29 protein-coding genes are annotated in these 25253 nt (G+C 62.3%); 8 read left to right on the top strand and 21 right to left on the bottom strand.

What is annotated here, in order from left to right; genetic code table 11:
- Positions 1–117: 117 nt before the first annotated feature.
- A complete protein-coding gene (locus QQL76_RS03650; RefSeq protein ID WP_499206427.1) occupies positions 118–870 on the top strand; it encodes a Crp/Fnr family transcriptional regulator in 753 nt (250 codons plus the stop codon).
- A gap of 210 nt (positions 871–1080) precedes the next feature.
- On the opposite strand, the gene QQL76_RS03645 is transcribed toward QQL76_RS03650, so the two are convergent.
- The 4 genes from QQL76_RS03645 to QQL76_RS03630 all read right to left on the bottom strand — a co-directional run bounded on the left by QQL76_RS03645 (position 1081) and on the right by QQL76_RS03630 (position 3036).
- A complete protein-coding gene (locus QQL76_RS03645; RefSeq protein WP_499206426.1) occupies positions 1081–1728 on the bottom strand; it encodes a BON domain-containing protein in 648 nt (215 codons plus the stop codon).
- 81 nt (positions 1729–1809) lie between these two features.
- Entirely contained in the window at positions 1810–2325 is a 516-nt protein-coding gene (locus QQL76_RS03640; RefSeq protein WP_499206425.1) for a pyridoxamine 5'-phosphate oxidase family protein, read from the bottom strand.
- A 14-nt stretch (positions 2326–2339) separates the two neighbouring features.
- Entirely contained in the window at positions 2340–2678 is a 339-nt protein-coding gene (locus tag QQL76_RS03635; RefSeq protein WP_499206424.1) for a TraR/DksA family transcriptional regulator, read from the bottom strand.
- Positions 2679–2682: 4 nt separating this feature from the next.
- On the bottom strand, positions 2683–3036 hold the full coding sequence (locus QQL76_RS03630) for an SPW repeat protein (protein WP_499206423.1): 354 nt from the start codon (positions 3034–3036) through the stop codon (positions 2683–2685).
- 239 nt (positions 3037–3275) lie between these two features.
- Here QQL76_RS03630 and QQL76_RS03625 point away from each other — a divergent pair, with 239 nt between their 5' ends.
- Positions 3276–4883 (top strand): catalase, encoded by a 1608-nt coding sequence (locus tag QQL76_RS03625; protein ID WP_499206422.1) that lies wholly within the window; start codon positions 3276–3278, stop codon positions 4881–4883.
- A gap of 67 nt (positions 4884–4950) precedes the next feature.
- On the opposite strand, the gene QQL76_RS03620 is transcribed toward QQL76_RS03625, so the two are convergent.
- From QQL76_RS03620 to QQL76_RS03605, 4 genes are all read right to left on the bottom strand, one after another.
- Entirely contained in the window at positions 4951–6246 is a 1296-nt protein-coding gene (locus QQL76_RS03620; protein ID WP_499206421.1) for a glucoamylase family protein, read from the bottom strand.
- A gap of 136 nt (positions 6247–6382) precedes the next feature.
- Positions 6383–8005, bottom strand: a complete 1623-nt coding sequence (locus QQL76_RS03615; protein ID WP_499206420.1) for an ABC-F family ATP-binding cassette domain-containing protein — start codon at positions 8003–8005, stop codon at positions 6383–6385.
- Positions 8006–8135: 130 nt separating this feature from the next.
- The gene (locus tag QQL76_RS03610) at positions 8136–9146 is read right to left on the bottom strand and encodes a Tim44 domain-containing protein (RefSeq protein WP_499206419.1); all 1011 of its coding nucleotides are present in this window, start codon (positions 9144–9146) and stop codon (positions 8136–8138) included.
- A complete protein-coding gene (locus QQL76_RS03605; protein WP_404864062.1) occupies positions 9143–9385 on the bottom strand; it encodes a hypothetical protein in 243 nt (80 codons plus the stop codon). Before QQL76_RS03605 ends, QQL76_RS03610 begins: the two co-directional genes overlap by 4 nt.
- A 124-nt stretch (positions 9386–9509) precedes the next feature.
- On the opposite strand from QQL76_RS03605, the gene QQL76_RS03600 reads away from it, so the two are divergent.
- The 4 genes from QQL76_RS03600 to QQL76_RS03585 all read left to right on the top strand — a co-directional run bounded on the left by QQL76_RS03600 (position 9510) and on the right by QQL76_RS03585 (position 12993).
- Positions 9510–10748 (top strand): sensor domain-containing diguanylate cyclase, encoded by a 1239-nt coding sequence (locus QQL76_RS03600; RefSeq protein WP_499206418.1) that lies wholly within the window; start codon positions 9510–9512, stop codon positions 10746–10748.
- A gap of 184 nt (positions 10749–10932) precedes the next feature.
- Positions 10933–11391 carry a metallophosphoesterase family protein gene (locus QQL76_RS03595; RefSeq protein WP_499206417.1) on the top strand — a complete coding sequence of 153 codons (459 nt, stop codon included), beginning with the start codon at positions 10933–10935 and terminating at the stop codon, positions 11389–11391.
- Between the two features lie 65 nt (positions 11392–11456).
- Positions 11457–12095 (top strand): hypothetical protein, encoded by a 639-nt coding sequence (locus QQL76_RS03590; protein WP_499206416.1) that lies wholly within the window; start codon positions 11457–11459, stop codon positions 12093–12095.
- A gap of 121 nt (positions 12096–12216) precedes the next feature.
- Entirely contained in the window at positions 12217–12993 is a 777-nt protein-coding gene (locus tag QQL76_RS03585; protein ID WP_499207103.1) for a phosphodiester glycosidase family protein, read from the top strand.
- A gap of 7 nt (positions 12994–13000) precedes the next feature.
- Here the strand turns inward: QQL76_RS03585 and phnE (QQL76_RS03580) are convergent, their stop codons facing one another.
- The 11 genes from phnE (QQL76_RS03580) to phnG form a co-directional block, all read right to left on the bottom strand.
- Positions 13001–13858, bottom strand: coding sequence for a PhnE/PtxC family ABC transporter permease (gene phnE / locus QQL76_RS03580; RefSeq protein WP_499206415.1), 858 nt, complete (start codon positions 13856–13858; stop codon positions 13001–13003).
- Positions 13855–14781: a PhnE/PtxC family ABC transporter permease gene (phnE, locus tag QQL76_RS03575; RefSeq protein ID WP_499206414.1), complete on the bottom strand. Its 927-nt coding sequence runs from the start codon at positions 14779–14781 to the stop codon at positions 13855–13857. Before phnE (QQL76_RS03575) ends, phnE (QQL76_RS03580) begins: the two co-directional genes overlap by 4 nt.
- A gap of 4 nt (positions 14782–14785) precedes the next feature.
- Positions 14786–15646, bottom strand: a complete 861-nt coding sequence (gene phnC / locus QQL76_RS03570) for a phosphonate ABC transporter ATP-binding protein (protein ID WP_126009003.1) — start codon at positions 15644–15646, stop codon at positions 14786–14788.
- A gap of 109 nt (positions 15647–15755) precedes the next feature.
- Positions 15756–16673 (bottom strand): substrate-binding domain-containing protein, encoded by a 918-nt coding sequence (gene phnD, locus QQL76_RS03565; RefSeq protein ID WP_499206413.1) that lies wholly within the window; start codon positions 16671–16673, stop codon positions 15756–15758.
- 155 nt (positions 16674–16828) lie between these two features.
- Positions 16829–17443, bottom strand: a complete 615-nt coding sequence (locus tag QQL76_RS03560) for a DapH/DapD/GlmU-related protein (protein WP_499207102.1) — start codon at positions 17441–17443, stop codon at positions 16829–16831.
- The gene (phnL, locus tag QQL76_RS03555; RefSeq protein ID WP_499206412.1) at positions 17443–18150 is read right to left on the bottom strand and encodes a phosphonate C-P lyase system protein PhnL; all 708 of its coding nucleotides are present in this window, start codon (positions 18148–18150) and stop codon (positions 17443–17445) included. The genes QQL76_RS03560 and phnL overlap by 1 nt, the downstream gene beginning before the upstream one ends.
- A gap of 9 nt (positions 18151–18159) precedes the next feature.
- On the bottom strand, positions 18160–18936 hold the full coding sequence (phnK, locus tag QQL76_RS03550; protein ID WP_499206411.1) for a phosphonate C-P lyase system protein PhnK: 777 nt from the start codon (positions 18934–18936) through the stop codon (positions 18160–18162).
- Complete coding sequence (locus QQL76_RS03545; RefSeq protein ID WP_499206410.1) at positions 18933–19811, bottom strand: alpha-D-ribose 1-methylphosphonate 5-phosphate C-P-lyase PhnJ; 879 nt, start codon at positions 19809–19811, stop codon at positions 18933–18935. The genes phnK and QQL76_RS03545 overlap by 4 nt, the downstream gene beginning before the upstream one ends.
- The gene (locus QQL76_RS03540) at positions 19808–20914 is read right to left on the bottom strand and encodes a carbon-phosphorus lyase complex subunit (RefSeq protein WP_499206409.1); all 1107 of its coding nucleotides are present in this window, start codon (positions 20912–20914) and stop codon (positions 19808–19810) included. The genes QQL76_RS03545 and QQL76_RS03540 overlap by 4 nt, the downstream gene beginning before the upstream one ends.
- Position 20915: 1 nt before the next feature.
- Complete coding sequence (gene phnH / locus QQL76_RS03535; RefSeq protein WP_499206408.1) at positions 20916–21515, bottom strand: phosphonate C-P lyase system protein PhnH; 600 nt, start codon at positions 21513–21515, stop codon at positions 20916–20918.
- Between the two features lie 2 nt (positions 21516–21517).
- On the bottom strand, positions 21518–21958 hold the full coding sequence (gene phnG / locus QQL76_RS03530; RefSeq protein ID WP_499206407.1) for a phosphonate C-P lyase system protein PhnG: 441 nt from the start codon (positions 21956–21958) through the stop codon (positions 21518–21520).
- Positions 21959–22036: 78 nt separating this feature from the next.
- On the opposite strand from phnG, the gene phnF reads away from it, so the two are divergent.
- A complete protein-coding gene (gene phnF, locus QQL76_RS03525; protein WP_499206406.1) occupies positions 22037–22771 on the top strand; it encodes a phosphonate metabolism transcriptional regulator PhnF in 735 nt (244 codons plus the stop codon).
- Between the two features lie 24 nt (positions 22772–22795).
- Here the strand turns inward: phnF and QQL76_RS03520 are convergent, their stop codons facing one another.
- Both QQL76_RS03520 and QQL76_RS03515 read right to left on the bottom strand, forming a co-directional pair.
- Complete coding sequence (locus tag QQL76_RS03520) at positions 22796–23155, bottom strand: hypothetical protein (RefSeq protein ID WP_499206405.1); 360 nt, start codon at positions 23153–23155, stop codon at positions 22796–22798.
- 3 nt (positions 23156–23158) lie between these two features.
- Complete coding sequence (locus QQL76_RS03515; protein ID WP_499206404.1) at positions 23159–24148, bottom strand: LysR family transcriptional regulator; 990 nt, start codon at positions 24146–24148, stop codon at positions 23159–23161.
- Between the two features lie 117 nt (positions 24149–24265).
- Between QQL76_RS03515 and QQL76_RS03510 the strand changes: the two genes are divergently transcribed.
- Complete coding sequence (locus tag QQL76_RS03510) at positions 24266–25234, top strand: aldose epimerase family protein (protein WP_499207101.1); 969 nt, start codon at positions 24266–24268, stop codon at positions 25232–25234.
- The last annotated feature ends 19 nt before the right edge of the window (positions 25235–25253 follow it).

The raw sequence follows: 25253 nt of genomic DNA, 5'->3' as shown, positions 1-25253 counted from the left end.
CTGCTGCGTACTACTGCGGAAGCGAGCTGTCAGGATTGGCAATAATAGTTCGTGACTTGAAACGTTTTCGTCACAAGCGCATATTGGCACCATTGAACGGACCGGAAGGACAGCATTTTGACCTATGGAACGTTGCACGGGCCTGCGGAGAGGCAACATTGTCATAAAGAGGACCCCGCTCTCACGGTTCTGTCCGATGAAACAACAGGTCAATCGGCCCATTACCGCAGCCACGAACATTTGCTGCACACAGGAGATGAGGCCGCTTACAGCCACCTGATCGAGCATGGCTTTGCCGTCCGCTACCATTTGACCCTGGACGGGTCGCGGCAGATTACCGCGATTTATATGTGCGGGGATTTCATTGATCTGCGCCTTTGCGCGCATAATCCGTCGAGCGATGGATTGGTTGCCATGGGCGCTTGCTCGACCACCAAGTTCCGTAACGACACAATGAGCCGAGCGGCGTTGAAAAGTGCAGTTCTTGCAAACAGCCTCTGCCAATTGTCGGAAAGAAACGGCGCCATTGCGCGCGCCTGGATCGCCTCGCTCGGCAGACGGAACGCAGAACAGCACCTCGCTCACATAATTTGCGAACTGTTTTTGCGGGCGCAAGCGGCCGGCCTCACGAATGGCTCTCAACTCCGCTTTCCAGCCACGCAAGCCCATATTGCCGACATGATCGGCCTATCGGTCGTCCATACCAATCGGACATTGCAGGCATTGCGTGCTGCCAAGCTGGTGCGCTGGGACCGACAGATGCTGTCAATCATCGATCTTGATGGACTGATGGATCTCGCCGGCTTTCAAGAGAACTATCTGCAGCATCCCGGTATGGCCGTACCCCTCCCCAAGATGACGCATCACTAGTGCGGGCCAGAGAGGCAATCACATCTATTACATCGCTTGAAAACCGGCAGCGCATGGGCACGCACTGTTGTCCTTATTCTCTTTGAGAGAACGACTGTCGGCATCGATTAGGGTCAAAAGCTGAGTTTCGAGCCACCTCTTTCCTCAGCTGCACAGCAAAACGCGGTCGCCTTGCGACGACCGCGTTTCCACGACGTTACCCGAACCGCGTCAGGCCAGGGTGATGCGGTCCTCAACGGCCGTCACGCCCGGCGCCGACCATGCGGCGCGTTCAGCGGCCTGCCGGTCGGCCCACACTTTCACATGGCCCTCCAGCGTCACTCTTCCGTCGTGAACGTCGACCCTGATCGATTGGGCCTCCAGTTCGGCATCGCGCTTGAAGGCATCTTCGATGCGCTTCTTGATGTCGGTCGCCTCCGCCCGCGGCCGAATCTCGATCATGTTGGAGACGCCGGTCACGCCTGAGAGACCGCGGACTGCACCGGCTGCGGCATTCTTCTGATACTGCCATTCCACCTTCCCGGTCAGCGTGACCCAGCCCTTCTGCACCTTCACCTGAATGTGCTCGTCGGGGATCGTCGTGTTCCAACGGATGACGTTCAGCGCACGCTTTGCGATCTCGTCATCGGCGGTGCGATGCGTGCCGGCTGGGCGGACTTCGATCTCCTGCGCAATGCCGCGCACGCCCTTGATGCGCTTGACCAGATCTTCCGCCGTCAGTTTTTCGTCGAAGGTCGGCACATGGCCGGTCAACGTGACGACGCCGTTTTCCACTGCAACACCGATATCGGCGGAATCCAGTCCAGGATCGAAATCCAGCGCGTCGATGATGGTTTGCCTGAGTGTCTTGTCGAGCATGTGGTCCTCCTTGGGATGAGCCACCTTCCAGCCTCTCGGGTCCACTTCTAGAACAATGTCCGGGCTGTGCGTTGATCAGGGTCAAGTTCGCGACGTAAATCGGGCGATCATCCGCTCGACGAAGCCTGACTGTGGCGGCAACTGCGCCCGTTTCTCGGCTGCACACCGTCTCCCCGTCATCTCGACGATGGCGATGCGGAAGAACACGGGAAGCAGCGGGCGGTCGATATCGCCGATGCGCGTGTGCTGGTAACCGGGTTCCCACCATGCGGCATTGGCCTGCAGCAGGGACCAGGCATGATCGCGCTGCCCTTCGTGGCCGTTATTCGGAGAAATCTCTTCATATCGGCCGGTGATGATGACGCTTTGCCACGATTCCCGATGCTCGATCCTGTCGACGAGAACACAGACGCGCGGGTTCTGACGCATCCACTCGACCTTGCGTCCCAGGGTCGTAAATCCATAAAGGTGCCCCGGCTCGGCCACGAAGAGGATCGGAACCACGTAAGGCTGATCGTCACGCGCACAGGCGAGACGCCCCGTCGCAACTTGATAGAGAAGCGCCATGCAGTCTTCGCTGGTCATCTCAGTGATCATCAAGGTCCCGCCGTTCAGCGTTTTTTGGCGCAGGCTCCGCAGAAGGGCGTCGAGGGAAGGGTTTGCAGCCGCCGCGCGTCGATTGGCTTCCCACAGCGCGTGCAAATCCCGTAGGTACCTTCCTCGACCCGTTTCAGGGCAGCTTCGATCTGGCGCAGTTCATCAAGGCCGGCCTCGCCCAGTTCCTCCAGCACCTCGTCGTTTTCGCGCTGGATGGCCTGATCTTCCAGATCCCGGTCGCCCGGTTGGGCCAGATCGGCGCCAATCCTCCCCAGGCGCCGATCCAGTTCATCCCTGCGCGCCGTCAATATCCGCCGCATGGCATCGACATCGAGCCCGTCGGCATTTCCCATTTTCTCACGCATGGGATATTCGGTCTGTGGCAATGGTCGACGCAGCCACCAGGATCATGAGCCCGCCGACGACAATGACATTCGTGGTCATCGGACGATCGGACGCAAATCCCAGAGCCCAGGGCGACACAATAAGCCACGCACCAAGCGCCACATCGGCCCATTCTTCCCAGATCCGTCGTGCCAGCAACGCGGCAATGCCGAGACCCAAGGCAAGAACGCCGACGATGTAGGCGTTCCAATCCGCGGCAAGCGCCGGCCCGCTTTCATATCCGAGGGTGCGCAACGCGAAGGGCGACACAACAAGCCATCCGCCGAGAAGCGTGATCACCCAATCCTGCCATCCATATCGTTCCATGGTGAAGTCCTCCGTGAAAGGCGAATTCTATGCCCCGGGACGGGCGACGCCATTGACATGGGTCAACGAAACGTCCGCCGAAATGGTGTTGAGTGGATCCGACGTCTTTGGGAACAGCCGGTCCCGGGGCTATGGCACTGCGATCCCGCGGGATCATCTTCTTCAACTATTGACGGAACCGGCTGCTCGCTCTGCCGTTGAGCGATATTATCCCCACAACACGCTCCGAGGGCACGATATTGGCCGAGAAAACATTCGCCCCCCGCACGACGACCGATGCCGGGATCCCGGTACAAAGCGACGAACATTCGCTTTCCATAGGACGAGACGGCCCGATCGTGCTCAACGATCACTACCTGATCGAGCAGATGGCGAACTTCAACCGCGAGCGCATTCCCGAGCGCCAGCCCCACGCCAAGGGCAGCGGTGCGTTCGGCCATTTCGAAGTGACGGCAGACATCAGCCAGTACACCAAGGCCAAGTTCCTTCAGCCCGGTGCAAAGGTCGAGACTGCCATCCGCTTCTCGACCGTCGCCGGTGAGCGCGGCAGCCCCGACACATGGCGCGATCCGCGCGGTTTCTCGGTGAAATTTTACACCGAGGACGGCAATTTTGACATGGTCGGCAACAACACGCCAATCTTCTTCATCCGCGACCCGATGAAGTTCCAGCATTTCATTCGCAGCCAGAAGCGGCGTGCCGATAACGGCCTGCGCGATCATGATATGCAGTGGGATTTCTGGACGCTCAGCCCGGAAAGCGCCCACCAGGTCACCTATCTCATGGGCGATCGCGGCGTGCCGAAGAACTGGCGCGAAATGAACGGCTATGGCAGCCACACCTACATGCTGATCAACGAGGCGGGCGAGAAGTTCTGGGTCAAATGGCACTTCCACACCGATCTCGGTGACGGCAATGCGCACCTCACCCAGGACGCAGCGGACAAGATGGCCGGACAGGACGGTGATTATCATCGCCGCGACCTCTTCGATCATATCGCCAAAGGCGAATTCCCGAGCTGGACGCTGAAATTCCAGGTGATGCCGTTCGAAGACGCCAAGACCTATCGCATCAATCCGTTCGACCTCACCAAGACGTGGCCGCACAAGGACTATCCGCTAATCGAAGTCGGCAAGCTGACGCTGGATACCAACCCGGTCGATTGGGACACGCAGATCGAGCAGTTGGCGTTCGAGCCGAACAACATGGTGCCCGGCATCGGCCTCAGCCCCGACAAGATGCTTTTGGCACGCGGCTTTTCTTACGCCGACGCCCACCGCGCCCGCCTCGGCGTGAACTACAAGCAAATACCGGTCAATCAGGCAAAGGCGGCCGAGGTGCATTCCTATTCCCGCGCCGGTCGTGGCCGGACGGTCAATGCCGTCGATCCGGTCTACGCGCCCAACTCCTACGGTGGACCGGCTGCTCAGCCGGAAGTGGGGGGAGAAGCGACATGGATGGCAGACGGCGAGATGGTTCGCGCCGCCTACACCTTGCGCGAGGGAGACGACGATTGGAGCCAGCCCGGCGCGCTTGTCCGCGAAGTTATGGACGATGCACAACGCGCGCGCTTCGTCGACAACGTTGCAGGTCATCTCGCAAATGGCGTCAGCGAGCCGATCCTGCAACGGGCATTCGACTACTGGCGCAACGTCGACAAGGAGATCGGTGACCGGATCGAAAAAGCCACTCGCGATCTGGTCGGCGGCACGTCGGACGCTCCGGGCATGGCGAGCGCGGAATCGATCTCCGGCTATCAGGGCGTTCCCGCCACGTCGTCATTCGCCAAAGGCGAAGGAGACAAGAACGCCATGGCTCACGACCAGAAGGTTGCCCGCGCACGGTAATTATCTCGTGCGACTTTAACACTGACCATTCGGGCCGACCACACAGGCGGTCGGTCCGAACGCTGCATCAGGAACCGATCGAAGCACGGTTCTTCGTCATGTGCGGGCTGGTGAAGCCCAGCTTCGCAAGCCCGATTTGCACTTCGGGAGCGGCCATGAACAGATCCCAGAGCAGGCCGCTCCGAAAATTCTCCAGCATGATCACGATCGGCCCCTGATTGACCGCGAGAAAGGTGCGGGCGAACCAGTTGCGGCTCTCGCTGAACGCGTCGACGAAGCCGAACCGGCCCCAGATGCGGTTGGTGGGCTTGGCCGAGAACGACCGAAGTGCCCGCATCGCCTCCTCAGGCGTATAGCTGAAACTGGAAAGCGCAGCACTCGGTGTGATCACGCCGATGTCGTTATCGGGTGCGTGCGCGACATAGCCTGAAGGGCTGTGGCCCGACGTCAGCCCCCAGCAATCGTGTCCATAGCCTTTGTGGCCATGAGGATTGGCAACACAGTGCCGGTGATTGATCTGGGTATGGCGGACATTCTGCTCGAAATAATCGGCATATCGATCGCTTAACCCGCGCGGATCGAGGCCGCAGAACGAATAATGCGCGAGAAACAGCGGACCACCGAATTCCATGCCAAGCGGAAGTTCGATGCCATAGTAGCTGCGCCCGTTTCGAAAGCCCGGCCCTGACGCAAAACCCTGATGATACACCTCCGCATCGATCGGGTGGCTCGGCGAGCCTGCGGCCAGCACATAGGCGATCAGCCCTTCGTTCCAGCCCGTAATCTTCTGGTTCATGACGAAGCCATGGTTCGGGCTCCAGTGCCAATAAAGGTGGTTGCCCCCGTCGCGCCGGTAAAAGTCCCACTCCGCTTCTTGCCACAGCCGATCGATGCGTTGGCGAAGCGACCCCTCCACGAACGTGGCACGGTCGAAGAATTGCCGGACGCAGAGAAGCCCCTGGAAGAGCAAGGCGCTCTCAACGACGTCTGCTCCGTCGTCCTTCCGGCCGAATGGTATGGTTTGCCCCGTGCGTCCGTTGATGAAGTGCGCGAACATACCCCGGTAGCGCGTCGCCTGCTCCAGACAGGACAGCATCGCGCCTAATCGGTCCAGTGCCGCATCCCGCGAAATCCAATCGCGCGTGACCGCCACGACGATCGCCATGAAGCCGAAACCGGAACCGCCGATCGCGACGAGATCGTTGCTCGGATCGCCGGTCGTCTTCTGCCGGTCCCGTGCAAGCCCGCTCGGACGATGCGCCCCTTCCCAGAAGTAGCGAAAGGTCTGCCGCTGCACGATCTCGAGCAGTGCGTCATCCGCTTCGGCAGAGACTGTGGCAGGCGCAGCAAGGTTACCGGTCATGAAGCGTCTGTAAGTCCAATTGCCCGAAGCTCCATGGCCGTCGACCTCTGCCTGTGACCGGAAAGCAATTTACCGGTCGTCCGTGACCTGGACGAAGCAGATAGGGCTTGATGCCGAAAGTGCCAGAGCGACTGGCTCAGCTCCGCAGGCCAGGGGCCTCCTGGCCCGTCCGCTCCACATATTCGGTGTAGCCGCCGCCATAGAGATGCGGGCCCTCCGGCGTCAGTTCCAGCACACGATTGGAGAGCGCGGCCAGGAAATGACGGTCGTGGCTGACGAACAGCATCGCGCCTTCGAACCGCGACAGCGCCTCGACGAGCATCTGTTTGGTGGCAATGTCCAGATGGTTCGTCGGCTCATCGAGAACGAGAAAATTCGGCGGATCGAACAGCATCTTGGCCATGACGAGCCGGGCCTTCTCGCCGCCGGAAAGCACGCGACACTTCTTCTCCACATCGTCGCCGGTAAAGCCAAAGCAGCCGGCAAGAGCCCGCAAAGGCGCCTGCCCCGCCAGCGGAAAACTGTCTTCCAGCGACTGCAGCACCGTGCGCTCGCCCTCCAGCAACTCCATGGAGTGCTGCGCGAAATAGCCCATCTTCACGCTCGGTCCACGCGTGACGGAGCCGGCATCTGGCTCCGAAGCGCCTGCGATCAGCTTGAGCAGCGTCGACTTGCCGGCGCCGTTGACGCCCATCACGCACCAGCGCTCGCGCCGGCGCACCTGAAAGTCGAGCGCATCATAGATCGTGCGGTCACCATAGCTCTTGTGGACGCCTTTGACGGTCGCGACATCCTCGCCGGAGCGCGGTGCGGGCTGGAATTCAAAGCGCACGGTCTGCTGGCGCTTTGGGGGCTCCACGCGTTCGATCTTGTCGAGCTTCTTCACCCGGCTTTGGACCTGCGCGGCATGGCTTGCACGCGCCTTGAAGCGCTCGATGAAGGCGACTTCCTTCGCCAGCATCGCCTGCTGGCGCTCGAATTGCGCCTGCTGCTGCACTTCGGCAATTGCGCGCTGCTGGCGATAGAATTCGTAGTCGCCGGAATAGGTGGTGAGCGCGCCCGCATCGATCTCGATGATCTTGCCGACGATGCGGTTCATGAATTCCCGATCGTGCGACGTCATCAGGATGGCGCCGTCATACCCCTTCAGGAAGGTTTCGAGCCAGATGAGACTTTCGATGTCGAGATGGTTCGATGGCTCGTCGAGCAGCATCAGGTCGGGCCGCATCAGCAGGATCTTGGCGAGCGCCACCCGCATCTTCCAGCCGCCCGAAAGCTTGCCGACATCGCCATCCATCATGTCCTGGCTGAAGCCAAGCCCGTCCAGGACCTCGCGCGCGCGCCCATCGAGCGCGTAGCCGTCGAGCTCGTCGTAGCGGCCCTGTACCTCGCCATAACGCGTGATGATGTCGTCCATCTCATCGGCACGGTCCGGGTCCGCCATCGCGGCTTCGAGTTCTGCCATCTCGGCTGCCAGCGCGCTGACCGGGCCGACACCGTCGATCACCTCGACCACTGCGCTGCGCCCGGCCATGTCGCCGACATCCTGGCTGAAATAGCCGACCGTCACACCCTTATCGACCGAGACCTGCCCCTCGTCAGGCAGTTCCTCGCCGGTGATCATGCGAAAAAGCGTTGTCTTGCCAGCCCCATTCGGGCCGACAAGGCCGATCTTGTCGCCGCGCTGAAGTGCTGCCGACGCCTCGATGAAGACGATCTGCTTGCCGTTCTGCTTGCCGATGCTTTCAAGGCGGATCATGCGCGGTGTCCAGGTCAGTTTAAGAGGGGAGCCGCCTCAAACCATCCTGCCGCCTGCGGCGCAAGAGCTGCCGCACCACAAGCTCGGTTTTACATGACGTCGCAACGCGATCGGCGGGGGGGTTGCAGCTCTAGACGGCAGCTTCCTGGATCGCCGAAAGCTTCCATTCGCCACCGTTCCTGCGCACGAAGGTCCACAACTCGATCGTTTCGGTCGGTTCGTCGACACCGCCCGCCAAAGCGCCGGTGGTGCGATCGCGCAGGACATCCGTCGCCTCGTAGCGGAACGCGGCGGTGGCATAGTCGTCCTCGCCCTCGTTCCACGCTTCGGCAATATCTGCTTGCAGAAGCTTCACGCCGGTCACCTCGTTGCGCACCCCGCGCTTTGCGTTGTCGGCCAGTTCCTCCGAGAAATAAGAGACCATCTCGGGCGTGGAAAGCCGGCGCAGAGCAGCGTGATCCTCGTCTGCAAACGCGCGCTGCACCTCGCCGAGACGGCGTTCGAACATGTCGAGATCTTCCTGATCGACGGCGATGTCGGTCATTTGAGGGGCAGCAGCAGCTGCGCCTCCGCCAATCCGCGGGACCGTGAAACCCGCAGCTGATGCCTTCGGCGACGACTGGGGCGCCGCATCACGCATCGAGGAATGTCCAAAGCCCGGTCCACCGGCCGAGGCTTGCGTGCGGGCGCCACCGGCGACGGCCGGCTGCCGGCGCGAGCGGAAGAACGCCATCGCCAGCCACACGAGCCCGCCGATGAGGAGCAACTGCACCAGGAAGCCGAGCGCACCGGCCAAGCCGCCGAAGCCATAACCGAGCAACATGCCGAACAGACCACCGATCAAGATGCCGCGCATCAACCCGCCGCCCAGGCCACCGAACATGCCCGGCCGCTGCTGCTGCTGAGCTGCCGTCTGCTGCTGGCGCGGCGCGGTGCTTGGCGCCGGCGTCATGCTGCGCTCGACCGGACCGGTCTGGTTCGGTGCGGTTCGCGTGGGTGGGGCGGACTGTTGCGTGCGGAAGCCGCGGCTGCCGAAACTGCCGCCACGACGCGCCTCGGCAAAATCGACAGAGACAAGCGTCATAGCGATGAATGCCGCCGACAGCAGGGCGAAAAAGCGAAAACGTCCGAGATTCATCATGGCAACCGTTGCTCCAGTTGCCCGCTGAGAAGTCGCAAAGCGGGCCAGTATCCAAACGGTCCGACATCGCGACGCTTCGAGAAGGTCGCCAGAGGGGCCCGGTCCGCTGCACGGGATATGGCAATATCCACCCCCTGTTGCAAGGCGCCGAAGTGGTGGATACCAAAGTGAAGCAGGCCAGCAATCGACATCCCGCCGGAGATAACGATCGACGCCATTATCGTTTCGGCGGGGTTCATGCGAAGCACGGTCCCGGCACCACATCATCTGTCGAAACGACCCGTTAAATCGCCTGCCGTGCGTTAAGGCATTCTTTACTTTCAGGCAGCACGTTTCCGCTAATCGTTGAAGGAGATTGAGAGCGTGAGCGAGCGCGATGCCCTGCGCGAGATGGACGACGAGAATGATCGTCTCGCTGCCCTGGAGCGCTATGACGTGCTCGACACGCCACCGGAGGAAGGCTTCGATCGGATCACCCGGCTTACGCGTCAGATCTTCGATGTGTCGATCTCGACCGTGACGCTGATCGACGGGCATCGACAATGGTTCAAATCCCGCCAGGGCGTCGATGTGGCGGAAACCGACCTGTCGCAATCGCTTTGCCAAATCGCCGTCGTCAATGGCGAGCCGCTCATCGTCGAAGATGCACTGGTTCATCCCACCGTTCACAATCATCCGGCGGTAATCGAGGGATTGAAGCTGCGCTTCTACGCCGGGATGCCGCTGCGCACACCGCATGGTCACGTCATCGGCACGCTCTGCGCGGCGGACACGGTGCCCCGTACTTTTTCGAAGCGCGACCAGGGCATTCTCGCCGATCTCGCCCAATTCGTCGTCAGCGAACTGGAACTGCGAACGCTGGCCATGACCGATGCGTTGACAGGTGCCCTCTCCCGCCGTGCATTCCGCGAAGAGGCAGCGCGCGCCATCGGCCTCGCCCGGCGTCATGGCACCGATCTCAGCGTGATGATGATCGATCTCGATCACTTCAAGCGCGTCAACGATACCTACGGGCATCGGTTTGGCGATCGGCTTCTGGTCGAGGTCATATCGACGCTTAAGGCGAACGCCCGTCACTCAGACATCATCGGAAGACTTGGCGGCGAGGAATTCGCCATCATCCTCCATCAATCGAGCGCCGCGGCAGCGCTTGACGTCGCGGAAAAACTCCGCTCTGCGGTTGCCCGTCTTCGAATAGAGCATGTCGATGGACCGGTCGGCGCGACGATCAGTGTCGGCGTGGCCGGTCTCGATCGGACCACGCTGGACATAGACACTCTGCTCGAACGGGCGGACGCGGCGCTCTATGTCGCGAAGTCGGACGGACGAAACCGGTGCATCGGCTGGCAATCCTTTGAACCGCCGCAATCAGCCGATGTGCGTCGTCGCGTGTTGAAGGGCGGACGCATCGCGTTCAATGGGGGCCGGTCGACGATGGACTGCACCGTGCGCACCCTGTCCGATAGCGGCGCTGGGATCGATTTCACCAGCACCGCCGATGTCCCCGATCGCTTCAAGCTGCTTATCATGGCCGACGATTTCTCCCGCGCCTGCCGGGTCCGGGTCCGCGGCGACCGACGCATCGAAGTCGACTTCGGATGACCGTTACCCGCCCGGATGTCCTGGCCGGCCACCGCTGGACTGACAATCTTATTGGTCTGCCTATCCCCTAGCCTGTCAGGAACGTTCCTTGCCCTGACACGGTTCATGCGGGCGGGCCGCGCCATTGCGCCGACGGCAAACAAGAAGCCGCTGTGACGAACCGATAGAAAGGATCGCTTCTGCCATGCCCACGCTTGGCATCATCTCGGATACCCATGGTCTCCTGCGCGCTGAGGCAATTGCCCTGCTGCAAGGCGTCGATCACATCATCCACGCCGGCGACATCGGAGAGCCAACCATCATCGAGAGGCTAGAAGCAGTCGCTCCGGTTACGGCCATTCGTGGAAACATCGATCGCGAGCCTTGGGCGGCGATCCATCCCGAAACGGTGCGAACAAGGCTTTTCGATCGGGAAATCTTCGTGATCCATGACCGGAAGGACCTTGTGTTTGCTCCGAGCGATGAAGGGTTCGATCTGGTGATCTCGGGACACTCCCATCGTGCCGGCATCGAAATGCAGGATGAGGTGCTCTTTCTCAACCCTGGCAGTGCAGGGCCGCGAAGGTTCAGATTGCCCATCACCCTGGCGACGGTTCAGATCGCGAATGGGCGGATGATCCCCAAAATTCACGAAATCGCATAGGGCTTGGCAGCACTGATGCAAAGAAACCGATTGAAGGCTGATGCGCCACGCTCCATCTGAGCATCATGCCCCGAGCGCCCAAACCCAAACCACCGACGCGACTGATCCAGGAATGGCCCCTTTCACCGGCCGCGACATTGGGTTCGGCTGTGCGCACCAGGGGCATCCTCCTCGAAATCCGTGCGCATCTTCCTTTCAAGGAACGCAAGAAGATCGACATCGAATCCGGCGCGATCGTGTTGCGCGTTCCGGAAGACGATGAGGACGAACATCTTGAACTGGTAAAGGCCGTCACCAGCAAACTTGTCGGCATCGAAAGCCTTCCGGTGATACCCCGCGAGGTCGAGGACATCCTGGCCATCAAGCCCGCCGAACGCCATCGCTGGTTGAAGGACGGCCGGCTGGAAAGTGCCGGAACCCGAACCGTCAAGCTCCGTGGCCGGGCGCGCAAGATCACCTTTCACGTGTTCGACCCGCGGCATATCGAGGATGTGCTCGATCGCGATCTTCCCGAGGTCTGGCGTGAAGAAGACTTGGCGACCGCGGCCGAAAACAGACGACGCGGAGCTCAGAAAGCTGCTTTGAAGAAGGCGGGCAAATTGGGCGGCTCGTTCGGCCGCGCCGAAGGCACTGTCAGCGGGGGCAAACAGGCGTCCGGCCTAAAAGGTTGGGACGACTTCGACCTCGACGGGCTTCTTCGCTAGATCTCGATTGCCGCCGATACCTCGAAATTTCCACGGCACGGCGAAGCCTGGTCTTAGAATTACGGCACTCTCCTGCTATCGACCGACCGATCACAGCGAGCGAGGACAATGGATGACTGCAATACGAGACTTGGCCGGTGCCGCGTTGACAGCCGTGTTGGCGGTGATCGCCGTGCTCTTCGCGCTTCCGGAGGCCAAGGCTCTGCAGTGCAGCGACGAACGTTTCGAGGGCTCGGGCTATGTCGTCTGTACGATCGACCCGGCCGTGTCCGACCTGCGCCTGTTCTGGAAAAATGAAGAGGGTCAGCCCTACCGCCGCTTCTCCAGCCTTGCTAGCGCGCTCCGGGAGCAGGAGCAGAACCTTATCTTCGCGATCAATGCTGGCATGTACCAGGCCGATTTTGCACCTCTTGGCCTTTACATCGAGAATGGGGCGGAACTGCATCCGGCCGATACCGCCACAATCGAAGGCCCGCCGCGACAGGTGCCGAATTTCTACAAGAAGCCCAACGGCGTGTTCTTTTCCGGAGAGGATGGAGCGGGCATCCTACCGACGGAAGACTTTCTTGCCGCAAAGCCCGATGTGCAATTGGCCACCCAGTCGGGACCAATGCTCGTCATCGAGAACGTGCTCCACCCTGCGCTGATCCCCGGCTCGACCGACACGACCCGACGCAGCGGCGTCGGTATCTGCGAAGGCGGGCTCATCCGGTTCGCGATCAGTGACTGGCGCGTGAACTTTCATGAATTCGCGCGGTTCTTCCGCGACCAACTGGCCTGCCCCAACGCGCTCTTTCTCGACGGCGGCCGCGGCGCTGGTCTCTTTCTCCCCGAAAAAAGACGCAACGATTTTTCCTGGCACGGGGGCTACGGCCCGATCCTGGGCGTGGTGGAATAGACCCGATCTAGTGAGACGTTTCGCCGATCAACCGCGCACGGATCTTCTTCGACAACCAGTCGATGACGAAGATGCAGACGAGCACGTTCAAGACGACGAAGGCGACCTGATCGAAGAGGTTCGCGCGGAAGCGCTCGATGATGATCATGCCGATGCCGCCGGCTCCGACAAGACCGAGGATCGTTGCACTGCGCGTCGAGGATTCGAAGAAGTAGAGCGACTGCGAAATGAAGATCGGCAGCACTTGGGGCAGATAGCCGTAGCGCGCGATCTTCAGTGGACCGGCGCCGGTTGAGCGGATGCCTTCGACCTGCTTGCGGTCCACGTTTTCGAGCGCTTCCGAGTAGAGCTTGGACAACGTTCCCGTATCCGAGACTGCAATCGCGAGCACGCCGGCGAGCGGACCCAGTCCGACGGCCCGAACGAACACCAGACCCCAGACAAGCTGATCCACACCGCGCAGAATATCGAGAATACGCCGCACGATCTGGCGCACGACGACGAACGGCATTGTGGTGCGCGCTGCGAAGAACCCGATGAAGAGCGCCATGAGGGTGCCGAGCAACGTGCCGAGAAATGCCATCCCGAGGGTCTGTGCGATCCCGATATAGATCTGCCGATACTGCCACTCGCCCATGTCTTCCCAGATGAAGAACGCCGCGATGAGGTTGAGGGCGCGCCCGGAGGCATCGAGAAGCCGGTAGACCTCGAAATAATAGAGCGAGCCGATCACATAGAAGATGACCGAGAGCCAGATCGCCCACCGCGTGATCGTCGAGAAGGTGGAGCCGAACGCTTGCGGATGGCTTTGGCGAACACTGGCTATGTCGCTCGACGAAATCGACTGCAGCGTCATCGCGGTCATTGCAGGTTCTCCCGGCCGATGAAGTGCGTCCGCATCTGTTCGGAAAGCAGGTCGATCAGCGTGACGGTGATGACGACCAGCAGCAGGACGGCCACGACGCGATCGTCGGAATAGAGGCTGATCACCCGATTGAGTTCCGCCCCGATGCCGCCGGCACCGACGAAGCCGACGATGGAGGACGCGCGCACGTTGATCTCGAAGCGCAATAATGTGTAGGAGACGAAATTCGGCATGACCTGCGGAACGACGCCGTAGCGGATTTCCTCGAACCAGTTGCCGCCAACGCCGCGTATGCCCTCGACCGGACGCATCGACGCGTTCTCGTTGACCTCTGAGAACAGTTTGCCGAGTGCGCCGGCGGAGTGGATTGCGATTGCCAGCACGCCGGCAAGCGGGCCGATGCCGATCGCGAAGACGAAGACCAGGGCATAGAGGATTTCCGGCACGCCGCGACAGATCTCCATGAAGCGGCGCGACACGATGTAGATGAAGCTGTTCGGCGCGAGGTTTCGCGAAGCCGGGAAACAGAGGAGGAAGGCGGCCGTTGCGCCGAGAATGGTCGCGGTGAGCGCCATGAAGATCGTTTCGACGATGAGGCGAATGTAGACGTTGAAATCCGAGTACCAGAAGGTCAGCGAACCGGGCACGGCGCGTCCGTCGGCTCCCCGCCCTTCGAACAGCAGGTCGAACTGCAGGTTCGGCATGATCGTGCCGAAATACTCGAAGATGCGCGGCAGGCCGGCAGCCAGCCGATCCGGGTAGAAGCGCGACACCCAGATCGAGAGGCCAAGCGCCAGCAGAAATGCGCCGATAAACAGGATGTTCATACCGAGGCGCTGGCGGCGCAATTCGCTGCGATGATGCTCGAATACGGAAACAGCGTCGTTGGGCTGCGGTCCGGCGTTCACATCTATGGAGGCCATGGGCTCAGCCTGCCAGGAGTTCTGCGCGGGCGCGCTGCTGCAGGTCCGCCTCCGTCAGACGCTCGGCCGGCACCTCGGTGCCTGCAGGCTTCAGCGTCGTCGACGTCATGCTTTCGCTGAAGGCCTCGTCCGCCTCGGCACCGTAGATCTCGCGTGCCGCCTGTTCGGTCAGTGCGGATGGCGGCCCATCGAACACGACACGGCCTTCGAAAAGCCCGATGACGCGGTCGCAGTAGTTGCGGGCTGTATCAAGCGTATGAAGATTGCAGATGACGGCGATGCCGTCTTCGCGGTTGATCGTGCGCAGCGCATCCATGACGACCTTCGCGTTCATCGGATCGAGCGACGCGATCGGCTCGTCCGCAAGCACGATCTTCGGTTCCTGGGCAAGCGCACGGGCGATGGCCACGCGCTGCATCTGACCACCCGACAGCGTATCGGCCTGCTGCAAAGCCGTATGCGCCATGCCCAGCCGATCGAGCGCGCGGATGGCAAAGGCACGTTCGGCAGGCGTGAACACCTGGAACATGCTGGCGATGAGGCCATGGTGATAGAGACGCCCGGTCAGCACGTTGGTCAGAACGTTGAGGCGACCGACGAGATTGAACTGCTGGAACACCATGGCGCAATTTGCCCGCCATTCGAGCAGTTCCCGGCCTTTGAGCGCCGTTACGTCGCGGCCGTCGAAGATGATCGAGCCGCCGGTCGGCTCTGCCAACCGGTTGATCATCCGCAAAAGCGTCGACTTGCCGGCACCGGACCGCCCGATGACCCCCACCATCTGGCCGTCTGGGATATCGAGCGAGATATTGTCGACGGCATTGCGCGTCTTGAAGCTCTTGGTCAGGTTCTTGATCGCAAGCATGGGATGTCCTTCGAGGTTGCCGGTACCCGGACGGGTGGCTGCCATTCGCGGAAAGACAGGCCCGCAGAAGCTGCGGACCTGTCTGACTTATCGCTGGTGTGCGATCAGCTCAGCGGGAGCCTTCGAGTTCGCGCTGGCGCATGGCAACGACGCCTTCAAAGAACGAGTGGTCCACGGCCTTGAAGCCCTGGCCTTCGCCCTGCGACACGTTGATGTAGCACTCCGGGTCGGTCTCGTTCAGCGTCTCGAGCCAGCCATTGACCTTGTCCTTGACGTCCTGCGGCAGGCTCTTGCGGTTTACCCAGGGACCGTTCGGGATGAGGTTCGACTGCCAGATGATGCGCAGGTCCGACATGTCGAGAAGGTCCTTGTCGACCATCGAGCGCAGAGCGCCGCGCGAGAAGCCTTCGGACTCTTCACCGACGCCCGAGGTCCAGGTGACGCCAGCATCGTACTGGTCGTTGAGAACGGCAATCACGGCCTGCTCATGGCCCCCACCGAAACCGGTCTGCGAGAAATAGTCGTCGATGACGATTTCCTGGGCTTCGAGTTCCGCCTTCGGCACGAGGTAGCCGGACGTGGAGTTCGGGTCAGCGAAGGCGAGAGACTTGCCTTCCATGTCTTCGAGCGACTCGATGCCGCTGTCGGCCTTGGTGTACATCATGGCGTAGTAGCCATCCGAACCGTCGGCCTCGAGAGCAACAAAGGCAGGCTCGACGGCTTCCGGATCCTGCAGGTAGATGCCGGCGTAGCCGGAGGCGCCGAGCTGAGCGGCATCGAGCTGGCCTGCAACGAGGCCCTGCATCACGCCGGCATAGTCCGAAGCCGGATAAAGCTCGACGGGCACGCCGAGGATTTCGCCGAGCTGCTGAACCATGCAGTCGTTCTTGCGCAGACGGTCGGCTTCGTTTTCACCGCCGAGAAGGCCGACGCGGAAGACATCGATATCCTGAGCAAGGGCGGAGCCGGCGAGAAGGCTGGTTGCGAGCGCTACGTTGACGGCGCCGCGAGCGATTTGAGCGATCATCATGATCTCCACGATCAATTGGAATATGTGCGGTCCGGACACCCCATCCGGCCTGGCATCCACTCCCTACCGAGCGTTCACGACAATGGGTTGACGGTATTGCAACAGATTGATGAAGGCCCGCGGGACGCGATGGCCGCAGCCTCGGCAGGGCGTCAGCGATGCTTGGCGATGAAGTCGCCGATGGCCAGCGTGCGGAAGTCGTCAAGCGCCGCGTGCAGCTTGTCGTGGTCCCAATCCCACCAGGCAAGCGCGTCGAGTTCGGCGGCGATATCGGCCTCGAAACGCTTGCGGATCTGTTTGGCGGGGACACCGCCGAAGATCGTGTAAGGCTCGACATCCTTCGACACGACGGCACCTGCACCGATCACCGCGCCGTTGCCGATCGATACGCCGGGAAGAAGTGTCGCGCCATGGCCGATCCACACGTCGTGGCCGATTGTGACAGCATTTTCGCGACGCCAGGAGAAGAACGCGGCATCGTTTTCGGCGCCGTCGAAATAGTCGCCGGCCCGGTACGTGAAATGGTGCTGGCTGGCGCGCCAGGTGGGATGGTTGGTGGCATTGATGCGCACGGCCGCGGCGATCGACACGAACTTGCCGATCGTCGTGCACCACACATCGCAATCCTGCATGATGTAGGAATAATCGCCGAGAACCGTCTCGGCCACGCGGCTGCGCGCGCTGATTTCCGTGTAGCGCCCGAGCGTGCATCCTTTGATCTCGGCCGTTTCGTGGATGGACGGTTCAGGCGCAAGTCGTCCCATGATCAGGCGGCCTCACGCGCAGGCCGAAAGGCCGTGACGTCGATGATCCGGTCTGCCACCGCCTCGCGCACTTCCTCGTCGTGGAAGATGCCGAGCAGCGCGGTGCCCGCCCGCTTCTTCTCGTCGATCATCGCGATGACCACGCGCCGGTTCTGCGCGTCGAGCGATGCCGTCGGTTCATCGAGAAGCAGCACCGGATGTTCGGTGATGAAGCCTCGCGCGATGTTCACCCGCTGCTGCTCGCCGCCGGAAAACGTCGCCGGTGGCAGGGACCAGAGCGCGTGCGGAAGGTTCAGTCGGTCAAGCAGCGCGCTCGCCTGCTGCCGCGAAGCCTCTGCGTCATGGCCCCGCGCGATCAGTGGCTCCGCGACGACATCGAGCGCAGAGACGCGTGGCACCGTGCGCAGGAACTGGCTGACATAGCCGATAACGTTGCGGCGCAGTTGCAGCACCTGGCGTGGGGAGGCCCGGGCAAGATCGACGGTCTCGCCATCGTGGGTGACGAGGATCTCGCCGCCGTCCACCGCGTAATTGCCGTAGAGCATCTTGAGGATCGAACTCTTGCCGGCACCCGAGGGGCCGCCGAGCACGACGCATTCGCCGCGCGCCACACGGACACTGACATTGTCGACGACGGGCAGACGCAGCCCGCCTCTCAGATGCATGGTGAAACTCTTGGCGACGCCCGAAACGACGAGTGGATCTGACATGGTCTTTCCTCACACCTGCAGGATGGAAGAGACGAGGAGCTGCGTGTAGGGCTCGCGCGGATCGTCGAGCACCCGGTCGGTCAGACCATGCTCGATGACGCGGCCGTCCTTCATGACCATGATCCGCTGCGACAGGAGCCGCGCCACGGCGAGGTCATGGGTGACGACGATGGCTGCAAGCCCCAGTTCGCCGACAAGCCCGCGCAGCAGGTCGAGAAGCCGGGCCTGGACCGAGACGTCGAGACCGCCGGTCGGCTCGTCCATGAAGACAAGCCGCGGGCCGGTGACGAGATTGCGCGCGATCTGGAGCCGCTGGCGCATGCCGCCGGAGAAGGCATTCGGCCTGTCGTCGATGCGATCTGTCGAAATTTCGACCCGCTCCAGCCAGTCAAGCGCGGTGTCGCGAATCCGCCCATAGTGGCGCTCGCCGACAGCCATCAGCCGCTCGCCCACATTGGCGCCGGCCGAGACGCCCATGCGCAGTCCGTCCGCTGGATTCTGGTGCACGAAGCCCCAGTCGGTGCGCATGAGGAACCGGCGCTCGGCCTCACCCATCGCATAGAGATCCTGCAGCCGACCGTCGCGCATGCGGTAGTAAATGCTGCCGGCCGACGGGGCGAGCCGCGCGGAGAGGCAGTTCAAAAGTGTGGTCTTGCCCGATCCGGATTCGCCGACAATCGCGACGATTTCGCCCGGGTAGATGTCGAGGTCGACGGCTTCGCAGCCGATGCGCTCGCCATAGATCTTCGTGACGCCGCGTGCGGTCATCAGGGGCTGGTCGCTCATCGCCGTGCCTCCTCGACAGCGGCCTGTTTTCCGACATGACCTTCCGAGCGTCGCCCATCGCAGTGCGCCGTGTCGGAGCAGACGAACATGCGCGTACCGCGGTCGTCCATGATCACCTCGTCGAGATACACATCGTCCCCGCCACACAGCGCACACGGCTTGTCGAAGCGCTGCACCGTGAAGGGATGGTCGTCAAAATCGAGGCTCACCACGTCGCTATAGGGCGGGATCGCATAGATGCGACGTTCACGCCCTGCCCCGAAAAGCTGCAGTGCGGGCGACATGTGCATTTTCGGATTGTCAAATTTCGGCGTCGGCGACGGGTCCATCACGTAGCGACCCTCCACCTTGACCGGATAGGCGTAGGTCGTCGCGATTTCGCCGTGGCGGGCGATGTCCTCATAGAGCTTGACGTGCATCAGGCCGTATTCCTCAAGCGCATGCATCGTCCGCGTCTCGGTCTCCCGCGGCTCGAGGAAGCGCAGCGGCTCGGGGATCGGCACCTGGTAGACGATGATCTGGCCGTCGATCAGCGGATGTTCGGGGATGCGGTGGCGGGTCTGGATGATTGTCGCAGCGCCCGTATCGGTGGTCACCGCGACATTGGTCACCTTCTGGAAGAATGCCCGGATGGAAACGGCATTCGTCGTGTCGTCCGCGCCCTGGTCGATGACCTTGAGCACATCGTCCCGGCCGATGATGGCGGCGGTCACCTGCACGCCCCCGGTTCCCCAGCCGTAAGGCATCGGCATTTCCCGGCTGGCGAACGGCACCTGATAGCCGGGGATCGCGATCGCCTTTAGGATCGCGCGCCGGATCATGCGCTTTGTCTGCTCGTCCAGATAGGCGAAATTGTAGAAGGGTTCCCCGGTCATTCGGCGGCCTCGCGCTGGTCTTCGGCAGTCTCGTTTTCCGCTTCGTGCACCGCGCGCATGCGGCGCACCAGATCGAGCTCGGCCTGGAAATCAACGTAATGCGGCAGCTTCAGATGCTCCACGAACCCGGTGGCCTGCACGTTGTCGCAATGGGACAGCACGAACTCTTCGTCCTGCGCCGGTGCGCCCGTCTCTTCGCCCAGTTCGCCGGCCCGCAGTGACCGGTCGCAGAGCGCCATGGCCATCGCCTTGCGTTCCGACTGGCCGAAGACGAGGCCATAACCACGGGTGAACTGCGGCGGCGCCTTCGCCGAGCCCTTGAATTGGTTGATCATCTGGCATTCGGTGACACGCACGCGCCCAAGCGGCACGGCAAAATCGAGCTCGGGAACATCGAGCTCCACCTCCACCTCGCCGATGCGGATTTCACCGGCGAAAGGGTGAGAGCGACCAAAGCCGCGCTGCGTCGAATAGGCGAGCGCGAGCAGAAAGCCTTCGTCGCCGCGGGCGAGAGATTGAAGCCTGCCGTCACGACCCATCGGATAGTCCTGCGGCTCGCGGGTGATGTCGGCGATATGGTCGCCCTCGACGCTGCCGTCTTCTTCCACCAGACCTTCTTCGGCAAGCAGCGCCGACACGCGCGGCGGCGGCGATGCATCGTCGACGCTGATCCGCTCGCCTTCGGGGATCGCTTCGTCGCCGGCCAGTGACGGATCGAGCAGCCGGTGCGTGTAATCAAAAGTCGGCCCGAGCAGTTGCCCGCCAGGCAGATCCTTGAACGTGGCTGAAATGCGTCGCTCGATCCGCATTTCGCCCGTCTCGATCGGGCGCGAATAGCCGAAGCGACTGAGCGTGGTGCGATAGGCCCGCAGCAGAAAAATCGCCTCGATCATGTCGCCCCGCGCCTGACGCAGTGCGAGTGCGGCCAGTTCGCGATCGTAAAGCGATCCTTCCGCCATGACGCGATCGACCCCGAGCGCCAGCTGCTCGACGATCTGGTCGAGCCCGATGGCAGGCAGGTCGCGATTGCCGCGACGACGGTCGGCCAGAAGCCGGTGGGCGTTGGCGATCGCCTTTTCGCCACCCTTGACGGCAACATACATGTCAGACCTCCAGGCGTTTGATGGTGAGCGTGCGCGGCATGCCCATCACGGCGCCTCCCGCACACAGAATGAGATCGACACCGCGGGGGAACAGCGCACGGTTCTCCGCCCAGCGCTCGACGAAGTTCGGGCCGAGACCGGCGGGTGCCACAGTCGCTGACGCCTTGATGCCCGGGCCCGAGCAAGCCAGGCGCGGTCCATGCGTCAGGCCTCCGCAGGCCTTGACGATGGTGGTCGAGCGATCCGGATATTCCTGCGTTCCCTGCCCGAAAGCGCGATGGTCGGGCAGCGGATCGGCCTCGGCGACGAGCGCGAAGGCGGCGCGCTCGGGCGCATCGACGAGCGGCGCGCCTGTTGCGAAAGCGAGCCACTCCCGCACCTTGTGATCGTCGGCGAGCGACGGGCTCAGCCACAGGGACGTTTCGTGATCGATGAGCGTCAGCGCGATGGCGGCCAGATCCACATCGATGTCGCCGGCGTCCTCGTCGACGACCAGCCGCTGGATCGTGCCGGGACGCGACAGCGCATCCATCAATGCTCGAAAATTCGCCTGTGCGCGGAAGACCGGATCGGCAAGGTGCTGTGTTGCGAAAGCGGTCATCTTCAGTCCTCGCCGCGAACCATGGTGAAAAAGTCGACCTTCGTGGCCGCGGTCTCTTCGGCACGCCGCGCGTCGGCCTCTTGCTCCGCCTTACGCAGCGGCTTGAGGATCTGCTGCTCGATCATTTCGCGCCGCGTTTCATCCTGGCAGAGCGCATCGCAGATCGCCGACTGCAGCGCCTTCTTGCGATCGCGTCCCAGCGCATAGGCATGACCAATGTGACCGTCGAGTTCGACGCTCGCCCGCGTCACGGTCACCTCTCCCACATTGAACGGCGAGCCACCGCCGCCAATACGTCCGCGCAGCGTGACGAGGCCCGTTTCCGGCGGCCGGACGACGCGCGTTTCGCGCGGCAGATCAGCCTCCTGGCACAAGTGATCCAGTAATGTCATGTCAGCGCGGGCAAGCAGACCCATCGCTTCTTTCCGGCCGTCCCAACTCATCGAAGCATCCCGTCACTTGTCTGTTTATCTAGACAACTGTAGCCTACACTACGGATGATCGATGACAAGGCTGTGACGATGGCGGACAAGGTGGGCATTTCCAGAAGCGGCGTCGCGCTGTGGCGGCAGGTGGCGGATCAGCTGCGCGGCGCGATCGACCGCGGCGAGTTTCCGCCCGCCTCGAAGCTGCCGTCCGAATTCGAGATCGGCCGACAGTTCGGCGTCAACCGCCACACGGCACGCGCAGCAATCGCGCATCTTGCTTCGGAAGGTTTGGTGCAGACCCGGCACGGGCTTGGCACCATCGTCACCCGCTCAGGCCGCCTGTCCTACCCGATCCGCCTGCGCACACGGCTCAGCACAGGACTGTCCGATCAGGTCGCTTCGATCATAAGTCGGTTGCTGGGCACGCAGGAACGGGAGGCGACCCCGAGCATCGCCGCAGAACTCGGCCTTAGGCCCGGCGACAGCGTGCTGGAACTGGAGACAGTGAGCATCGCCGCAGACCGCCCCATCTCGCTCGCCACGCACTGGCTCGACGCCGGGCGGTTCAAGGGCCTTGCCGACGCCTTCGAAGCGACCGGATCCATGACCGCAGCGTTCCGCAAATTCGGCATTGACGACTATATCCGCCGCGAAACCAGCGTGCTGGCCGAAGGCGCCGGCGAGGCCGAGCTCACGCATCTCGACCTACCCAAAGGCTCGATCGTGCTCGTGGCGACTGGAACCAATACCACGCTCGACGGACGGGTCTTCCACCTGACCCGAACCCGCTTCGCAGCCGACCGCATCGAGTTGCGGATCGAGCATTGAGGGATGGTGACTGCCGGCGCTGGCTCATGTCTCGATGGTACTGCTTCCACCGTCCGCCGGCAAAGCCTCGAACCAGTCGCGGTAGGGCGTGTTTCGCGCGAGGTGGCGGTTGAAATCGGGGGCGCCGTCGTTCCACCAGACAGCGCCGCGTTCGCCGAGAGCCACCTTGGCGGTGTGCACGGCGGCGCGGGCATCAGCGAGTGCGTCGGCATTGGTCGCGGCCTTCGCCGACTTGACCGCGCGAGGCGCATCCATGAGCTCCTTCACGAGCCTTGTCCGCGCATCGGCATCGAGATCGGGATTGGTTGTCCGCCAGAGCCTACCGCGCACGACGAAGTAGCGACCATCCGGCGTGACGGGATGGCGCGCACTGCCATTGCTCATCGGTCAGCCACCCGCCTCTCCGCCTTGAATGCTGCCGGGTGAACAGCGGCGCAGCAGCGTCGCGAGGATCGTTTCTGCAGCGGGAGAGAGATCGCGTTCCTGGCGGGTCACGACGCCATAGGTCTTGACCGTCAGGTCGGGCGCCACGGGCAAGGTGGCAAGCCGGCTGCCGAGGCCGCTGCTGTCGATGAAGAATTCCGCCACCGCCCTGGCCAACGGCGCGATCGCGTTCGTCTTCTGCACGAGCGCAAGGGTGAAAAGCGTAGACGCGGTGCCGAGCACGCGGCGGGGCAGACGCAAGCCCTTGGAGAGGATGTAGTCCTCCGCCGTACGCCGCAACAGGCCGCCCGGCGGCTGCATCACCCAATCGTAATCCAGGCACCGGTCGAGCGACAACGGATCGATCCGGGTCAAGGGATGATCGGCCCGCACCACGAGGCCGATCGGTTCGTCACCGATATCGGACACCGCGAATGGTTGCGCGTGGGCACCATCGGGTATGCGGCCGACATAGAAATCCAGTTCACGCGCAAGCAGCGCTTCGGCGAGCTTGTTCGATGTATCAACCTGAACCGCGATTTCCACGGCCGGCGAGAGCACCCGGATCTCGCGCACAAGCGGCAGGATCAGCTCGAGCGAAGGCCCGGTGACCGATCCGATGCGCACGAGGCCGCGCGTTCCCTGGATCGCCTGGACCACACGTTCCTGCGAAAGATCGAGCTCGCGCAGGGTCCGCACCGCCTGATCGGCCATGATGTGGCCGGCTTCCGTCAAGGAAACGCCGCGCGCATGGCGGGTGAAGATCGGCGTGCCGATCATCTCCTCCAATTGTGCCATGAGGCGCGATGCGGCCGGCTGCGTCATGCCCACCTGCTCGGCCGCCGCGCCGATCTGCCCGGTGTCCCGCAAGACGGCCAGCAGCCGCAATTGCGAGAATTTCAGCCCCTTGCGAACGAGGTGGTTCTGGCTGGTGAGACCCTCGGCCTGGCTCATGACATGACCATACTGTTATCTCTCCAAGCGGAAATGCGATTTGACGCGCATGTCGACTTCTAGCAACGCTGGCTCGAACCATGCAATGGAGGGAATGGTTTGGCTGTGTTCGGAACGATGCCCGATGGGCAGGAGGTCGTCGGGGTTCGCCTTCAGGCGGGAGGTTTGAGCGCTCGCATCTTGACCCACGGGGCACGGCTGCAATCGCTGAATTTGGTCGGCGTCGACCATTCGCTCGTCATCGGTGCCCCGACGCTTGAGCCCTATCTCGGGCCCATGGCCTATTACGGGGCGATGGTCGGTCGCTTCGCCAACCGCATCGGCAACGCCCAGTTCTCCATCGACGGGACGACCTACCAGACGACCCCCAATTTCCTCGACCGCCACACGCTCCATGGCGGAAGCCTCGGACTTCACGGCCACATTTGGAACATCGCTGACCAGAGCGATCGGCATGTCACCTTGACGATCGATCTGCCCGACGGCGACGAAGGGTTTCCGGGTCACATGCACGTTCAGACCCGGTATGAGATCGAGACGCCCTCCTCACTCCGGATCACGACAACGGCGACGACAGACCACGCCACACCCTGCAGTATCGCCAACCATGCCTTTTTCCGGCTGAGAGATGGAGACATCCGGCAGCAGATGCTGACGATCGACGCCGCGCATTATCTGCCGGTCGACGAAGAGCTTATCCCGACCGGCGACATTGCCTCGGTCGACGGCACCGCCTTTGACTTCCAGCAACCGCGCCGGATCGGCGGGCATCGCTACGACTACAATTTCTGTCTTCGAGATCGGCGGGGGCCACTGCGGCCGGCCGCAATGCTGGAAGCGCCCGATGCGGGCATCGCGCTTCATGTCTCGACGACCGAGCCCGGCCTTCAGTTCTACGATGGCGAAAACACGCAATTTGCTGTCGATGAAGCTGGGCGCAGCCTCCCTGCCTTCGCAGGCCTCGCCCTGGAAGCTCAAGCCTGGCCCGATGCACCGAACCGTCCGAATTTTCCAGACGCCATTCTGCAGCCGGGAGAAGTCTACACTAGCGAAACGCTCTTTGAAATTCGCCGCTCGATCCCTTGATATGGCTGGAGTGGTATAG

This window comes from Rhizobium albus, from assembly GCA_030160035.1.
Classification (GTDB): Bacteria; Pseudomonadota; Alphaproteobacteria; order Rhizobiales; family Rhizobiaceae; genus Georhizobium; species Georhizobium albus.
The sequence above is the reverse complement of the archived record's forward strand: the minus strand, read 5'-3'. Positions and strand labels throughout refer to the sequence as shown.

What these genes read in the sequence shown, in the direction of transcription:
- QQL76_RS03645 (WP_499206426.1), bottom strand. Translation starts at nt 1,728, where the DNA reads ATGCTCGACAAGACACTCAGGCAAACCATCATCGACGCGCTGGATTTC.
- QQL76_RS03640 (WP_499206425.1), bottom strand. Translation starts at nt 2,325, where the DNA reads ATGATCACTGAGATGACCAGCGAAGACTGCATGGCGCTTCTCTATCAA.
- QQL76_RS03635 (WP_499206424.1), bottom strand. Translation starts at nt 2,678, where the DNA reads ATGGGAAATGCCGACGGGCTCGATGTCGATGCCATGCGGCGGATATTG.
- QQL76_RS03630 (WP_499206423.1), bottom strand. Translation starts at nt 3,036, where the DNA reads ATGGAACGATATGGATGGCAGGATTGGGTGATCACGCTTCTCGGCGGA.
- QQL76_RS03620 (WP_499206421.1), bottom strand. Translation starts at nt 6,246, where the DNA reads ATGACCGGTAACCTTGCTGCGCCTGCCACAGTCTCTGCCGAAGCGGAT.
- QQL76_RS03615 (WP_499206420.1), bottom strand. Translation starts at nt 8,005, where the DNA reads ATGATCCGCCTTGAAAGCATCGGCAAGCAGAACGGCAAGCAGATCGTC.
- QQL76_RS03610 (WP_499206419.1), bottom strand. Translation starts at nt 9,146, where the DNA reads ATGATGAATCTCGGACGTTTTCGCTTTTTCGCCCTGCTGTCGGCGGCA.
- QQL76_RS03605 (WP_404864062.1), bottom strand. Translation starts at nt 9,385, where the DNA reads ATGAACCCCGCCGAAACGATAATGGCGTCGATCGTTATCTCCGGCGGG.
- QQL76_RS03595 (WP_499206417.1), top strand. Translation starts at nt 10,933, where the DNA reads ATGCCCACGCTTGGCATCATCTCGGATACCCATGGTCTCCTGCGCGCT.
- QQL76_RS03590 (WP_499206416.1), top strand. Translation starts at nt 11,457, where the DNA reads ATGCCCCGAGCGCCCAAACCCAAACCACCGACGCGACTGATCCAGGAA.
- phnE (WP_499206415.1), bottom strand. Translation starts at nt 13,858, where the DNA reads ATGACCGCGATGACGCTGCAGTCGATTTCGTCGAGCGACATAGCCAGT.
- phnE (WP_499206414.1), bottom strand. Translation starts at nt 14,781, where the DNA reads ATGGCCTCCATAGATGTGAACGCCGGACCGCAGCCCAACGACGCTGTT.
- phnC (WP_126009003.1), bottom strand. Translation starts at nt 15,646, where the DNA reads ATGCTTGCGATCAAGAACCTGACCAAGAGCTTCAAGACGCGCAATGCC.
- phnD (WP_499206413.1), bottom strand. Translation starts at nt 16,673, where the DNA reads ATGATCGCTCAAATCGCTCGCGGCGCCGTCAACGTAGCGCTCGCAACC.
- phnL (WP_499206412.1), bottom strand. Translation starts at nt 18,150, where the DNA reads ATGTCAGATCCACTCGTCGTTTCGGGCGTCGCCAAGAGTTTCACCATG.
- phnK (WP_499206411.1), bottom strand. Translation starts at nt 18,936, where the DNA reads ATGAGCGACCAGCCCCTGATGACCGCACGCGGCGTCACGAAGATCTAT.
- QQL76_RS03545 (WP_499206410.1), bottom strand. Translation starts at nt 19,811, where the DNA reads ATGACCGGGGAACCCTTCTACAATTTCGCCTATCTGGACGAGCAGACA.
- QQL76_RS03540 (WP_499206409.1), bottom strand. Translation starts at nt 20,914, where the DNA reads ATGTATGTTGCCGTCAAGGGTGGCGAAAAGGCGATCGCCAACGCCCAC.
- phnH (WP_499206408.1), bottom strand. Translation starts at nt 21,515, where the DNA reads ATGACCGCTTTCGCAACACAGCACCTTGCCGATCCGGTCTTCCGCGCA.
- phnG (WP_499206407.1), bottom strand. Translation starts at nt 21,958, where the DNA reads ATGAGTTGGGACGGCCGGAAAGAAGCGATGGGTCTGCTTGCCCGCGCT.
- phnF (WP_499206406.1), top strand. Translation starts at nt 22,037, where the DNA reads ATGGCGGACAAGGTGGGCATTTCCAGAAGCGGCGTCGCGCTGTGGCGG.
- QQL76_RS03520 (WP_499206405.1), bottom strand. Translation starts at nt 23,155, where the DNA reads ATGAGCAATGGCAGTGCGCGCCATCCCGTCACGCCGGATGGTCGCTAC.
- QQL76_RS03515 (WP_499206404.1), bottom strand. Translation starts at nt 24,148, where the DNA reads ATGAGCCAGGCCGAGGGTCTCACCAGCCAGAACCACCTCGTTCGCAAG.
- QQL76_RS03510 (WP_499207101.1), top strand. Translation starts at nt 24,266, where the DNA reads ATGCCCGATGGGCAGGAGGTCGTCGGGGTTCGCCTTCAGGCGGGAGGT.